The organism is Phyllobacterium zundukense, assembly GCF_002764115.1.
Classification (GTDB): Bacteria; Pseudomonadota; Alphaproteobacteria; order Rhizobiales; family Rhizobiaceae; genus Phyllobacterium; species Phyllobacterium zundukense.
Genome location: NZ_CP017943.1, coordinates 101,001 through 112,988 on the forward strand (window position 1 = coordinate 101,001; position 11,988 = coordinate 112,988).

General features: G+C 53.9%; 13 protein-coding genes and 1 pseudogene. 9 read left to right on the forward strand and 5 right to left on the reverse strand.

The features are described 5' to 3' along the window. Positions 1–121 precede the first annotated feature (121 nt). Positions 122–934 (forward strand): SDR family oxidoreductase, encoded by an 813-nt coding sequence (locus BLM14_RS26110; RefSeq protein WP_100003009.1) that lies wholly within the window; start codon positions 122–124, stop codon positions 932–934. A gap of 124 nt (positions 935–1,058) precedes the next feature. Next, a pseudogene (locus BLM14_RS32805) lies at positions 1,059–1,218 on the forward strand (IS3 family transposase); the annotation flags it as partial. Here the strand turns inward: BLM14_RS32805 and dtd are convergent. From dtd to BLM14_RS26135, 5 genes are all read right to left on the reverse strand, one after another. After that, positions 1,218–1,658, reverse strand: a complete 441-nt coding sequence (dtd, locus tag BLM14_RS26115; protein WP_100003010.1) for a D-aminoacyl-tRNA deacylase — start codon at positions 1,656–1,658, stop codon at positions 1,218–1,220. The pseudogene BLM14_RS32805 and the gene dtd overlap by 1 nt on opposite strands. A gap of 102 nt (positions 1,659–1,760) precedes the next feature. Further along, positions 1,761–2,213 (reverse strand): PaaI family thioesterase, encoded by a 453-nt coding sequence (locus BLM14_RS32810; RefSeq protein ID WP_100003011.1) that lies wholly within the window; start codon positions 2,211–2,213, stop codon positions 1,761–1,763. Further along, positions 2,210–3,133, reverse strand: a complete 924-nt coding sequence (gene kce / locus BLM14_RS26125) for a 3,5-dioxohexanoate:acetyl-CoA acetone transferase (RefSeq protein WP_100003012.1) — start codon at positions 3,131–3,133, stop codon at positions 2,210–2,212. Before kce ends, BLM14_RS32810 begins: the two co-directional genes overlap by 4 nt. A 47-nt stretch (positions 3,134–3,180) precedes the next feature. Next, positions 3,181–3,978 (reverse strand): FadR/GntR family transcriptional regulator, encoded by a 798-nt coding sequence (locus BLM14_RS26130; RefSeq protein ID WP_237143703.1) that lies wholly within the window; start codon positions 3,976–3,978, stop codon positions 3,181–3,183. Between the two features lie 37 nt (positions 3,979–4,015). Beyond that, positions 4,016–5,266: an aminotransferase class III-fold pyridoxal phosphate-dependent enzyme gene (locus tag BLM14_RS26135; protein WP_204252054.1), complete on the reverse strand. Its 1,251-nt coding sequence runs from the start codon at positions 5,264–5,266 to the stop codon at positions 4,016–4,018. Between the two features lie 129 nt (positions 5,267–5,395). Here BLM14_RS26135 and BLM14_RS26140 point away from each other — a divergent pair, with 129 nt between their 5' ends. The 7 genes from BLM14_RS26140 (at position 5,396) to BLM14_RS26170 (ending at position 11,956) form a co-directional block, all read left to right on the forward strand. After that, the gene (locus BLM14_RS26140; RefSeq protein WP_237143727.1) at positions 5,396–6,769 is read left to right on the forward strand and encodes an amidase family protein; all 1,374 of its coding nucleotides are present in this window, start codon (positions 5,396–5,398) and stop codon (positions 6,767–6,769) included. A gap of 18 nt (positions 6,770–6,787) precedes the next feature. Next, entirely contained in the window at positions 6,788–7,561 is a 774-nt protein-coding gene (locus tag BLM14_RS26145) for a transporter substrate-binding domain-containing protein (RefSeq protein WP_100003016.1), read from the forward strand. 3 nt (positions 7,562–7,564) lie between these two features. Next, complete coding sequence (locus BLM14_RS26150) at positions 7,565–8,479, forward strand: dimethylarginine dimethylaminohydrolase family protein (protein ID WP_100003017.1); 915 nt, start codon at positions 7,565–7,567, stop codon at positions 8,477–8,479. A 29-nt stretch (positions 8,480–8,508) separates the two neighbouring features. Then, a complete protein-coding gene (locus BLM14_RS26155) occupies positions 8,509–9,159 on the forward strand; it encodes an ABC transporter permease subunit (RefSeq protein WP_237143704.1) in 651 nt (216 codons plus the stop codon). After that, positions 9,144–9,818 carry an ABC transporter permease gene (locus BLM14_RS26160; protein WP_100003019.1) on the forward strand — a complete coding sequence of 225 codons (675 nt, stop codon included), beginning with the start codon at positions 9,144–9,146 and terminating at the stop codon, positions 9,816–9,818. Before BLM14_RS26155 ends, BLM14_RS26160 begins: the two co-directional genes overlap by 16 nt. After that, the gene (locus BLM14_RS26165; protein ID WP_100003020.1) at positions 9,805–11,055 is read left to right on the forward strand and encodes a Zn-dependent hydrolase; all 1,251 of its coding nucleotides are present in this window, start codon (positions 9,805–9,807) and stop codon (positions 11,053–11,055) included. The genes BLM14_RS26160 and BLM14_RS26165 overlap by 14 nt, the downstream gene beginning before the upstream one ends. Positions 11,056–11,173: 118 nt before the next feature. Next, positions 11,174–11,956: an amino acid ABC transporter ATP-binding protein gene (locus BLM14_RS26170; RefSeq protein WP_100003021.1), complete on the forward strand. Its 783-nt coding sequence runs from the start codon at positions 11,174–11,176 to the stop codon at positions 11,954–11,956. Positions 11,957–11,988: the final 32 nt, after the last annotated feature.

The window sequence follows — 11,988 nt, forward strand, 5'->3', positions numbered from 1 at the left end:
CCGCGGAGACCCTGGCGCGCCCATCACCTCGAAAGTGCTCGTCAACGGAGTTCCGCGCCGTCGCGGCCTGCTGCTCAACTGAAAAACGCCGAGAACGGCAATTCAAGGGGATACGACAATCATGAATTCGAAACGACTCGCAGGAAAGACCGCGCTCGTCACAGGGTCCGGGCAGGGGATCGGGGCTGCCATCGCACGAACGTTTGCTGCCGAAGGCGCGCAGGTTGCGATCGTGACGCGCACGGCGCGCACCGGGAAGGAGACGCTTGACGCAATCCTTGCGACTGGCGGTCAGGCCATGCTGCGCGTGAGCGACGTCGGCTCGGCCAAGGAGATTGAAAACGCGGTCGCCGATGTCGTCTCCGCTTATGGCAAGCTCGATATCGTCGTGCACAACGCGGCTTCATTTGCGGCCGGCACGGTCGAGGACCTGGACGAGGACGCCTTAGACCAAGCACTGAGCGTCAATCTGAAAGCGGCATTCCGGCTTTCGAAGGCGGCAGTTCCGCACCTGCGTCGTCAGGGTGGCGGGCGACTGCTGTTCACGTCCTCTGTGACCGGGCCGCGCGTGGCGATGCCTGGCGCCTCGTACTATGCCGCCAGCAAGAGCGGCCTGAACGGCTTTATCCGGTCGGCCGCGATCGAACTCGCTCCCGACTGCATCACTGTCAATGGCGTCGAGCCCGGCTTTATCAAGACACCCGCCATGGACCTGCTGGCAGACGAGGCAGGTCAAAAGGCGATGGCGAAATACGTTCCGCTGGGCTGTCTCGGTGCGCCCGAAGATGTCGCATACGCGATGCTGTATCTGGCGAGTGACGAAGCGGGCTATGTGACCGGTCAGACCATCGTCGTCGATGGCGGCAGCACACTCCCCGAAAGCCCTGTCTTTGCCGACCAGGCGGAGGGTGTGAAGAGCCTCGACCGGAACTAGTGCTTCAAGCCGAAGGAGTTGCTCGAACTTCTCTGTAGCTCAATCCCATTCGGTCAGCGTCGACTTGGAAATCCTCATCGAGCTCGAAACTCCTCACGGTCTTCGGCCGTCTTTAAGAATACCGCTGCACGCCAAGATCGGCGAACTGACACTGGAGAATGATTTTTTGTCCGGTGCGCTCGGCAAGGCGGGATTACTGGGCGGAAAGAAATGATCGACTGCACTCACAAACTTTCGGTCGTGCGCCAGGTGAAGAGCTACTCGGCTTCAGCCGTGGTGAAGTTCAGGCAGTCGAGTCCAGCCAGATGGTGACGGGTCCATCGTTAACAAGACATACCTGCAAGTCTGCCCCAAATACTCCTTCGGCCACCCGCAGACCATAATCAGCCAAGGCGTTGGAGAAATGGCCGCATAGCTGTCGAGCGGCCTGAGGAGCTGCTGCCTTGGAATAACTGGGACGATTGCCTCTAATTTCTGCTGCGAGCGTGAATTGGCTCACGACAAGTATGTCGCCACCAATGTCGAGAATAGAGCGATTCATGCGATGTAAGTCGTCATCGAATATCCGCAGATTCACGACCTTACGGGCGAGCCACTCCGCTTCGCTTTCATTGTCCCCTCGCATTACGCAAACGAAAAGCAGAAATCCGTGACTGATCTCACCAACTAATCGATCACCAACCGATACCGCCGCAGATGACACTCTCTGTAGCAATGCCCGCACGTGCCACCCCTTCCATTCTAAGGTCCCGCCTTCGGTATAGGACCCATCGCATAGCAATAGAACCGGAGCTTCAACTCTGATTTGCGTGGCGCACTATCGGGTCTAGCTTGGAGCTTGAACGGCCATGCAGGTGCCAGTTGCTATTGCACATTGTATAAGCCTCGTTCCGTCGGCGCTGGACTGAGATAACTCTGCAGTTGCAACCAGTATGCGGTTGCCTCGGTGAACTGTCCGACCTGTAGCGACGAGAGGACCGTCAGTGACCGAAATGGGGCGCAGAAAGTTAACTTTGAGTTCAACGGTCGTACATACTTTATCGCTGGGCACGCAGGTGCTGCAGGCCCAGGCAAGTGTTGTGTCAAGGATTGTAGCTATTACTCCCCCCGCTACCAGTCCGATTGGACTTCGAAGTCCATCATGTGGCGTCAACTGAAGCTTCACTTCGCCTTCTGTTGCGTCGATGACCGAGATTTGTAAGAGATCGTAAATCGGAGGCAGCTCCCTGGAGCCGTCGCGCATTGCTTTCAATGTTTCTAGTGCCGATTCCATCATCATCTCCTGACGGGTATGCCCAGCAATTGGCGAGCTTCAGTGGGCGTTGCAGTTTCTAGCCCAAGTTCTGAGAGGATCCGACGCAGTTTCGTTACTTGAGACGCGTTGTCGGGGGCAAGCTGTCCTTTCTCAAGCCAAAGGTTGTCCTCCAGGCCAACTCGGACATGGCCGCCCATGAGGGCCGCCATCGTGCCCAAACGCATTTGGTTTCGACCGGCCGCCAGGACTGACCATTGATAGTCGTTCCGAAAGAGGCGATCTGCTGTTGAGCGCATATGGTAGAGACACTCAGGATCGCTGCCTACTCCGCCAAGAATGCCAACGACTGACTGGATGAAAAGTGGCGGTTTCACGAGTGATCGCTCAAGAAAATATGCCAGAGTGTAGAGATGGCCGATGTCATAGCATTCGAACTCAAATCGAGTTCCATTCTCACTCATCTCCAAAATGATGCGCTCGATGTCTTCAAATGTATTCCGAAACATGCCCCTTCGCGAGGATTCCAAGAATGATTTTTCCCATTCGTGCTTCCAGTCTCTATCCTTCTGCGCCAGGGGGAAAATACCGAAATTCATTGTGCCCATATTGAGCGAGCACATTTCTGGCTTCAGTTCGCGCGGTGCCTGCAATCTTTCATCGAGACTCATCGTGGCACTTCCACCGGTCGTGAGCGCAATGATCGCGTCTGTCGATTCTCTGATGCGAGGAACAAATTGCCGAAAAATTTCGGGATCCGGTGTGGGTTGGCCGGTGATCGGATCACGCGCATGCAGGTGCAGCATGGCAGCGCCCGCAGTTGCGGCGTCAATGGCCTGTTCTGCAATCTGCTCCGGTGTGATTGGAAGGTAGGGCGACATAGAAGGGGTGTGTATTGAACCCGTAATCGCGCACGTAATGATAACTTTCGAATTGTTTTCGGCCATTGGGGTCTCACGAGTGGTGTTGGAAATTGTGACGCGGGCAAACCTGATTAAAGTTTGGTGGGTTTGCTTGCTGATCGTGCGCCATGATCTTTGACGAGGTTGAGAAGTTCTGTTTTAGTATCGACAATATGCTTTCTGACGAGCTCTTCGACTTCACCTCTGGATCTTGAGAGAAACGCGTCCATTATTTCCTTGTGATCCTGAATAATACGTTTGGCTGCATCAGAGGTTTCCACAGCCAGCAGAGAATCGACCATATCCTCCATCGCTCGAACGAGATGAAGAGCACTCAAGCGCAATATCGGATTTGGACAATATTGCGCTATGACAGCATGAAAATTTATCTCAGCGAGTTTGTGTGCTCTGGGGCTGATGTTGCCTATCAGTCCCTGTTCGCAATCTGTTATGGAGTCTTGCATTTGTTTGATCCCATCGTCGTCGATGGAATCGAACGATAGAACGGCGACTGCTGGTTCAATCGCCAGCCTGGCTTGGTAGAGGTCTGTCCAAGATGCGCTCTCGAAATAAAGATACGAAGCCATGCCGTCGGTAATCGCGTCGGTGGGAATCGCGGAAACCGAAACTCCACCGTTTCTGCCTGACGATATCGAAACGAGTCCTTGCGCTTCCAGGATAGCAAGCCCCTCACGAACCGTCGCACGTGCCATGCCAAACTGCTCAATAAGGCTCTTCTCGCCGGGCAGTCGATCGCCAGGACCCAAGCCCTGCTTTATGATTTCTTTGCGAATGTGATCTGCAAGATGCCAAGCTTGACGTCGGCTCAACCCCATTTGAGGTTGACCGAGAGTTACTTTGTCTTGCTGTTCAATCTGTTTTGTTGACACTAAAGTCGTACCTCCTATCGCTGCCACGTTTGGCTCGCTAAAGATAATTACCAAATCGCTCGACAAAAACTCTAGTAGCATCGAGAAAGCCCAAGATCTCGGACTCCGTTGTTTCGAGCGAAAGGTAAACTGATCCTCGTCGGGCGGTGTAGTAGCCGCTCATTAGTAGATGCAAGTGGTACAAATCGTGCACTTCCTTCGATTCGAAGTGAACGCATGAAAGCGAGCCCTGCCCGGAGATGCTCATCTTTTGTTTGTCGGGCGAAATCGACGAGAATTGCTCCCTCGCGGCGTCCCCCAGTCCGTTGATACGGTCAATCGCCTCCTTCGTAAGAACTGTTGAAGCAGCAAGGCCTGCCGCCATTGAAAGGACGTTGTTGTTGAACGTGCCTGCATGAGCCACGGCGTCTGGACGTCGCATATCCAATCGATCGATCAACTCGGCCCTTCCTCCGAACGCTCCGAAGCTTAATCCACCACCAATGTATTTTCCGAGTGTTGTGATGTCAGGATAGATTTCGTGAAGTGCCTGCATGCCGCCGAGATTTAGTCGGGAGGACACGACTTCATCGAATATCAAAATGACGCTGTGCTCGATGCATTTCGCCTGCAATTTTACCAAGAACGGTCTTGTGGCGGGGATCGCGCCGCCGGCTGACATAACTGGTTCGATAATGCAGGCGCCGAATTCGCTTCCATGAAGAGCAAACATTTCATCCAGCGCATCTTCGTCGTTGAACGGCGCCACTTTCTCATGAAAGTCGATATTGAGAGGCATTCCTCCGTTAGGATACCATATGAAGCCGCCATGATATCCACCCTTGAAGAACAGGACGCTCTTCCGGTTGGTGACATGAAGTGCCAGTTGAATTGCCGCGATGTTCGCTTCAGTTCCCGTATTGCAAAACCGAATGCGCTCCATGTGGGAAAATCGCTTTGTCAAGGCGCTGGCGAGACATGCCTCATAGCGATTCGGTCCCCCCAGGTTAATTCCGTCTTCAAGTGCGGTCACAATCGCGTCCTTGATCGCGGAATTGGAATGGCCGAACAAACCCGCCGAGTACTCGTTCAAAAAATCACTGTATTCATGTCCGTCTACATCCCAAATCTTCGATTTCAGCCCCTTGGCAATCGAAAGCGGGAATGGCGGGTAATACAGCACACTTCGAGTGCTGCCTCCCGGAAAGGCGGATGCCGCCTCGTATTGGGCTGCGCTCTTGGGATTGGCGTTCGCGAATTTCCCTCTTTCTCGCTCTAAGACTGCACCGAGTTCATCCGCATTCTTCATCCGCTTTACCTCCAAGTTAGTTGACAGCCGAAAAAAACCTGCCTACGAATATAATCATTATAACAATTATGATCATTTGCAAGGGGCGACGGCATGGTTCTCAGGTGCAGTGGAGCGGAGCAATCGTTGGTGACGCTAAGGAATCGCACAATTCCGCAGTTAATTGACGCCTTTCGAAGCCACGAGCTGTCTCCGGTCGACGTTGCCATCGACGCGCTTGCTCGCGCTGAGGAGGCCGCGGAATTCAACGCCTTTGTCTTCCTTGATCATGAGGCCGCGTTGGCGCAGGCTCGAGAGTCCGAAAAGCGTTGGATGGCCGGGGCGCCTCTCAGTGACATCGATGGCGTGCCTGCCACGATAAAGGACCTTCATCACGTTGCCGGTTGGAAGACATTTGCAGGTTCCGCGACCTCCGATGCCGACGAGAAACAAGCTGCGCGTCAAGAGTCTCCACTGGTGGCAAGACTGCGCGAAGCCGGTTGCGTCTTTCTGGGAAAGACGACTGTCCCTGAGTTTGGCTGGAAAGGTGTTACCGACAGCCCATTGACCGGAGTGACGCGAAATCCCTGGGACAAAACCAAGGTTTCAGGGGGCAGTAGCGGAGGAGCCGCGGTGGCGGCGGCTTTAGGAATAGGCCGCATCCACACTGGATCAGACGGAGGTGGGTCGATTAGAATTCCATCCGCGTTTTGCGGTGTCGTGGGGCTCAAGGCATCGTTTGGTGCGGTGCCACAGTTTCCGCTCGTATCGACAATGTCGAGCCACGGGCCGATGACCGCCACAGTCCACGAGGCAATTATTTCGCTACGGCATGCAGGAAAACGCGACCCGCGCGATTGGCTCGCTACCGGCTCCAACATTTTTGAAACCGTCTCAAGCGCGGAACTTCGGCCGCTACGGGTTGGCATGTGTCTGTCAGGAATAGGTCCCGAGCCAGACGACGAAATCCGTTTGGCGGTAGAGACTGCGGCTCGCACAATCGCCGGGCGCGAGGGGCGTGTCATTCCTGTTCAGCTTCCCGTCAGCTTCGAGGAGGTTCGGCAACTCATAGATATTTTTTGGGTACGCGACAGCGCAATGGATTGGGACCGAACGCCAGCCGACAGACGACATCGATTGGACCCAGGCTTGGTGGAAATGGCGCAGGCCGGATTACGGTTGTCGGCCGTGGAGATGGCGTATGCGGATTATCGCCGTGCCGCCCTGGCAAGCGCCGTCAATGTATTTCTCGACGAATTTGATGTCTTGCTGATGCCGGCTACGCCATTTGTAGCGTTCGACGTCGGTCAAGATTTTCCAGCTGAATCAGGAATGACGAATTGGCTGGATTGGGCCGCCAATCTGTATCTTTTCAATCTTTCGCAATCGCCCGCGATGTCGTTCCCAATGGAACGCTCTGCTACGTCAGGGTTGCCGATTGCGGTCCAGATTGTCGCCGGGAAGTATCGCGACGCGGTAATTCTTGACGCGGCAATGCGCCTGGAGGCGCGAAACCCACAATAAAACAAAGGGAACAATGTTATGCTGAAGTATGTGCTCGCTTTTGCGATAAGTGCCAGCCTCTTCACAGCTCACACGGCTGCGTTGGCTGGAGAAGATGAGCTGCGATTTGGACTGGATGGCGGCTACCCGCCGTTTGCATCGCCAAATCCCGATGGCCAATTGGTCGGCTTTGATATCGACCTTGGAGAAGCGCTGTGTGCAGAAATGCACCGCAAGTGCGTGTGGGTGCGTCAGGAGTGGGACGCGCTTATCCCGGGCCTCGACACCAACAAGTTCGACGCCATCCTTGCGAGCATGCTCATCACCCCGGAGAGAAAAGAGAAGGTTTCCTTCACAAACCCATACTATGCAGCGAAAGCAGTATTCGTAGCGCCAAAATCCAATACGGTCGCGAAAGTGACACCTGCGGATCTTGACGGAAAGACTGTTGGTGTGGAAACCGCGACGGCCTATGGAACATACCTGCAGTCGAAGTATGGCGACAAGGTCATGGTTCGCGATTACCCAACGGTAACCGAGGCCTTTGCCGATCTTAAGGCCGGGCGTATCGAATACGTCTTGAATGACGCGAATTCCAGCTACTTCGCGATCAATCGCGACGGCGATGACGGTGCTTTAAAGCTGATTGGCGAGCCATTAGTCGACTCGATGCTCGGCGAAGGGGTCGGCATCGCCGTCCAGAAGCAAAATACCGAACTCCTGAAAGCTCTGAATACTGCCCTCGATCAGGTGGTGGCGAACGGCACCTATTCAATTATCAACAAGAAGTATTTCCCCTACGATCTGAGGTAAGAAATGGTACGCGATCAAATTTGTACAGACGGCGCTGCAGATTGTTCTCAAGAGATAGTCAAGTGGGGTGTCGACTCTGAATATGGCGTCTTAAAAGACGTGCTGTTGTGCTCCCCAGAGCACTACGGTTGGGTGCCGATAAATTCGGTTGTCAAAGAAAAGATGACCGAAACGATCCCAAATGTGCTCGCTGCAGAGGAGCAGCACGAAGAGATCGTCGCTGCCTTCAAGGAAAACGGGGTCGATGTTCACTTCCTTCAACCGAAGCCTCACTTGATTTTCCAGAGCGACACCCGTGACAGCAGTCAAATGACGCCTTGGGGAGCCGCGATCCTGCAACTCAGACACATTGAACGGCGCGGTGAGTACGCACCGGTGATCGAGTTCTATCACTCAAGGGGCATTCCGATTTCGCTGATGTCTTCGATAGGAACGATAGAAGGCGGGGATATATCCATCACCAAACCTGGCCTTGTTATCGTCGGATACAGCGGCGAACGGACAACGCGGGAGGGTGCCGAGGAGTTCACGGCGCTCTTCAAAGAAGAGGGCTGGAGGGTTCATCTCCAGCCTTTCCCCGAGCATTTCTTGCACCTCGACGTTATCTTCAGCATGGCGGCGGAAAACCTCGCTCTTGTATGCACCGATGTGGTGCCAGATGCATTTCTCGACTTCCTTGCCCAGGAAAAAATTCGCGTGATACCGGTGACGTACAAAGAGGCGATGGAACTGGGCTGCAACGTCGTGTCGCTGGGCGATGACAGGGTGATGACATCCAAGCACAATCGGTCCGTCATCGAAAAGCTACGGGCTGAGGGCCTTAAGGTCGTCGATCCGTACTTTCCGGAGTTTGCAAAGGGTGGCAGCGGTATTCATTGCCTGACGATGCCACTTAGGCGGGAGACAGTTGCAGCATGAGCTTTCTGGGAGGATATGGGCACCTGATATTGGAGGGACTGGTGCTGACTGCCACCCTCTCCGTAGTCAGCGCCTTACTCGCCGGCGCGATCGGGTTGCTCTACGCGATGCTGACGTATGAAGATGGTACTATCGCATACGCATTGCGAGGCGTTTTCTTGATCGTTATGGCTGTACCTGAGTTTATAACGCTTTTGGTGCTCTATTTCGCCGGTACATTGTTGCTGCAGAAGGTATTCGGCCGTGACTTTGAATTGTCGCCCTTCTGGGGCGGCAGTTTCGCGCTCGGAATAGCTTATGCAACCTATTTCGGAGAGTTGATGCGCGGCGCGCTGAAGAGCATAGACAGGGGGTTGCTCGAAGCCGCCGCCGCGTTGGGTCTTCAAAAACGGCAATCTCTTGCTTTGATCAGAGCGCCATTGGCCATCAGGATCGCCGCGCCGGGCGCCCTAAACCTGTGGGTATCGCTCATCAAGGATACATCCATCGTTTCGTTGATTGGCTTTGCGGAGCTCATGCGGAACACGACCGTCGCAGCACGCGTGACCGGCGCAGCATTCGAATTCTATGCGCTGGCAGGTTTAATCTACCTCGTCATGACATACAGCTCGAACTGGTTCTTGGGCAGACGTCTGTCGTCCCCTGGTCTCAAGGAGCCACACACATGGATGTCAATCTAATTTGGTCAAGCATCCCGGTGTTGGCGCGTGGCCTTCAGAACACGATGCAAATCGTTGTGAGTGCCACATTACTAGGTGGCGCGCTGGCCCTCGCCGGTTCTATTCTGACGTTGTCAAGGCAACTCTGGATAAGGAAGAGTGTGCAGGTATGCAGCAGCATCATCCGAGGCACTCCCATCCTGGTGCAGCTATTCTTCGTATACTATGGTTTTGCGCAATATGAGTGGATCCGGAATTCATGGTTCTGGTGGATTTTAAAAGAACCGATTCCCTGCGCGACTATGGTGTTCGCAATCAATCACGCAGGTTACCTCGTACCTTTGTGGACGGGCGCGTTCGCTGGCGTCAATCGTGGGCAATGGGAAGCAGCGAGGTCACTAGGGCTTTCAAAAAAGATAGCGTTTTCTTGGATCATCTTCCCCCAAGCCGTCCGTCTTATCCAACCAGCATATCTCAACGAGATAATTTTTTTGCTTAAGGGAAGCGCGTTGTTAAGCGCTATCGCTGTGGCCGATTTGCTTGGTGTTGCACGCAGGATTTCGTCTGCACACTTTGCCCCGCTAGAAATGTTCTCGGTGGTTGCTTGCGTCTACGCTGCCATTGTCCTGACGATGATGGGGATCGTGGCATATGTCAGGAGAAACAATGGAAATGAGTAGTAGAAGCAATTACCTGATCGATGCAGATCGCCTCTGGGACAGTTTGATGGAGATGGCGAAAATTGGCCCGGGGATAGCCGGAGGCAATAATCGCCAAACTCTCACGGACGAAGATTCGGAGGGGCGCCGCGTTTTTGCACGGTGGTGCGCCGAGGCCGGATTGAGCATTGTGGCGGACGACGTCGGGAACATGTTCGCGCGACGACCTGGCCATGATGACGCAGCGTTGCCGGTCTATATGGGAAGCCACTTGGACACTCAGCCTACGGGTGGGAAATATGACGGTGTGCTAGGTGTTTTGGCGGCACTTGAAATTGTCCGGACGCTTAATGATCTGGGCGTACGGACGAAAAGGCCCATCGTTATTGCAAATTGGACAAACGAAGAGGGCGCCAGATTTGCCCCCGCGATGCTAGGCTCAGGGGTCTTTGTCGGAGCGATCGACAAAGCCGTGGCCTATTCAAAAGTCGATGCACATGGGCGCACTTTTGGTGAAGAGCTTGCACGGATTGGATGGCTTGGAGATGAGAACAGCGGGTCGCGCCAAATGCATTCTTACTTTGAGCTGCATATCGAGCAAGGCCCAATCCTCGAGGCGCAACAGATTGATATCGGTGTCGTAACGCACTGTCAGGGCCTCAGATGGATAGAGTTCACGCTCACCGGCAAAGAGGCGCACACGGGCTCGACACCGATGAAAATGCGCGTCAATGCTGGACTTGCGTTTGCACGGATAGCAGATGCCGTTGAAACGGTGGCGAGAGAAACTCAACCCGACACCGTGGGCGGCATAGGCCAGGTAAACTTCTCGCCGAATTCGAGAAACGTGCTGCCGGGGCGCGTTGTCTTTACTGTAGACATACGAACAGCCAACGCAGCAAAGTTGAATGAAATGGAAGAAAAGGTTCTCGCCGCGGCCTATGCGATTTGCGATGAACTCGGCGTCTCTCTGTCTTTTGAGATCATCGGCCGGACAGAGCCGGTCACGTTCTCAAATAACTTGGCAGAAATTGTCAGACGTTGTTCCGATAGACTCAGCTATTCGCACAAGAACATCATATCAGGAGCTGGCCACGATGCTTGCTGGGCATCGCATGTTGCACCGACCGTAATGATATTCTGCCCCTGCAAAGGCGGGGTAAGTCATAATGAAACAGAAGAAATTTCTATCGATTGGGCGGCGCAGGGCGCGAATGTGTTGCTGCATTCGGTATTGGAGGTCGCGCAGGTGGTATAGCTGAACCTGGTAGCGGCTTTACCCCTATTTTGGTCCTCAGGCGGCAAACAACCTGAATCGTCGCAGCTTCAGGGACGTATAGTATTGCTTGCGAAGCGCAACTTTAAGGAAAATATGGATGCCTCTTCCGTCGCAGTTAAGCCTGGATCGAGAACGTGAGACTAATTGCATTGCAGCTCAGATTACAACCCTCAACAAGTGGTACGGTTCGCATCATGTTCTTCGGGACATCGATCTCACCGTGCGAAGCGGCGAGCGTATCGTCATTTGCGGCCCCTCCGGTTCCGGAAAATCGACTCTTATCCGCTGCATGAACCGGCTTGAAGAACACCAGCAAGGAACAATTGTCGTTGATGGTATTGAGCTCAATGAAAGCGCGAAAAACATTGATGAGGTGCGCCGTGAAGTCGGCATGGTTTTTCAGAATTTCAATCTCTTCCCACACCTTACGATTCTTCAAAACCGCACATTGGCCCCGATCTGGGTTCAGAAACTATCAAGGCGGGAAGCGGAAGAAACAGCGATGTTCTTCCTTGATCGGGTAAAGATCTCAGAGCATGCGCATAAGTATCCTGGCCAGCTTTCTGGTGGTCAACAGCAGCGTGCAGCGATCGCCCGGTCGATGTGTATGAAACCGCGCCTTATGCTTTTCGATGAGCCTACCTCAGCTCTCGATCCCGAAACGATAAAGGAGGTTCTCGATACGATGATACAGCTCGCAAATGATGGGATGACCATGGTGTGCGTGACACATGAGATGGGTTTCGCGCAAGCGGTGGCGGACCGAGTGATCTTTATGGATCAAGGACAGATTGTTGAAGAAAATGAGCCTCGCACATTCTTTAGCAATCCGGTCACTGAACGAGCGAAGCTTTTTCTCAGTCAGGTCCTTCATCGCTGAACACGAATGTTTTTCGATCGCTTGTGGCGCTT

Bases quoted from the DNA above. Each gene is read 5' to 3' on its own strand.
- BLM14_RS26110 (WP_100003009.1), top strand. From the start codon at position 122: ATGAATTCGAAACGACTCGCAGGAAAGACCGCGCTCGTCACAGGGTCC.
- BLM14_RS32810 (WP_100003011.1), bottom strand. From the start codon at position 2,213: ATGATGATGGAATCGGCACTAGAAACATTGAAAGCAATGCGCGACGGC.
- kce (WP_100003012.1), bottom strand. From the start codon at position 3,133: ATGGCCGAAAACAATTCGAAAGTTATCATTACGTGCGCGATTACGGGT.
- BLM14_RS26135 (WP_204252054.1), bottom strand. From the start codon at position 5,266: ATGAAGAATGCGGATGAACTCGGTGCAGTCTTAGAGCGAGAAAGAGGG.
- BLM14_RS26145 (WP_100003016.1), top strand. From the start codon at position 6,788: ATGCTGAAGTATGTGCTCGCTTTTGCGATAAGTGCCAGCCTCTTCACA.
- BLM14_RS26150 (WP_100003017.1), top strand. From the start codon at position 7,565: ATGGTACGCGATCAAATTTGTACAGACGGCGCTGCAGATTGTTCTCAA.
- BLM14_RS26160 (WP_100003019.1), top strand. From the start codon at position 9,144: ATGGATGTCAATCTAATTTGGTCAAGCATCCCGGTGTTGGCGCGTGGC.
- BLM14_RS26165 (WP_100003020.1), top strand. From the start codon at position 9,805: ATGGAAATGAGTAGTAGAAGCAATTACCTGATCGATGCAGATCGCCTC.
- BLM14_RS26170 (WP_100003021.1), top strand. From the start codon at position 11,174: ATGCCTCTTCCGTCGCAGTTAAGCCTGGATCGAGAACGTGAGACTAAT.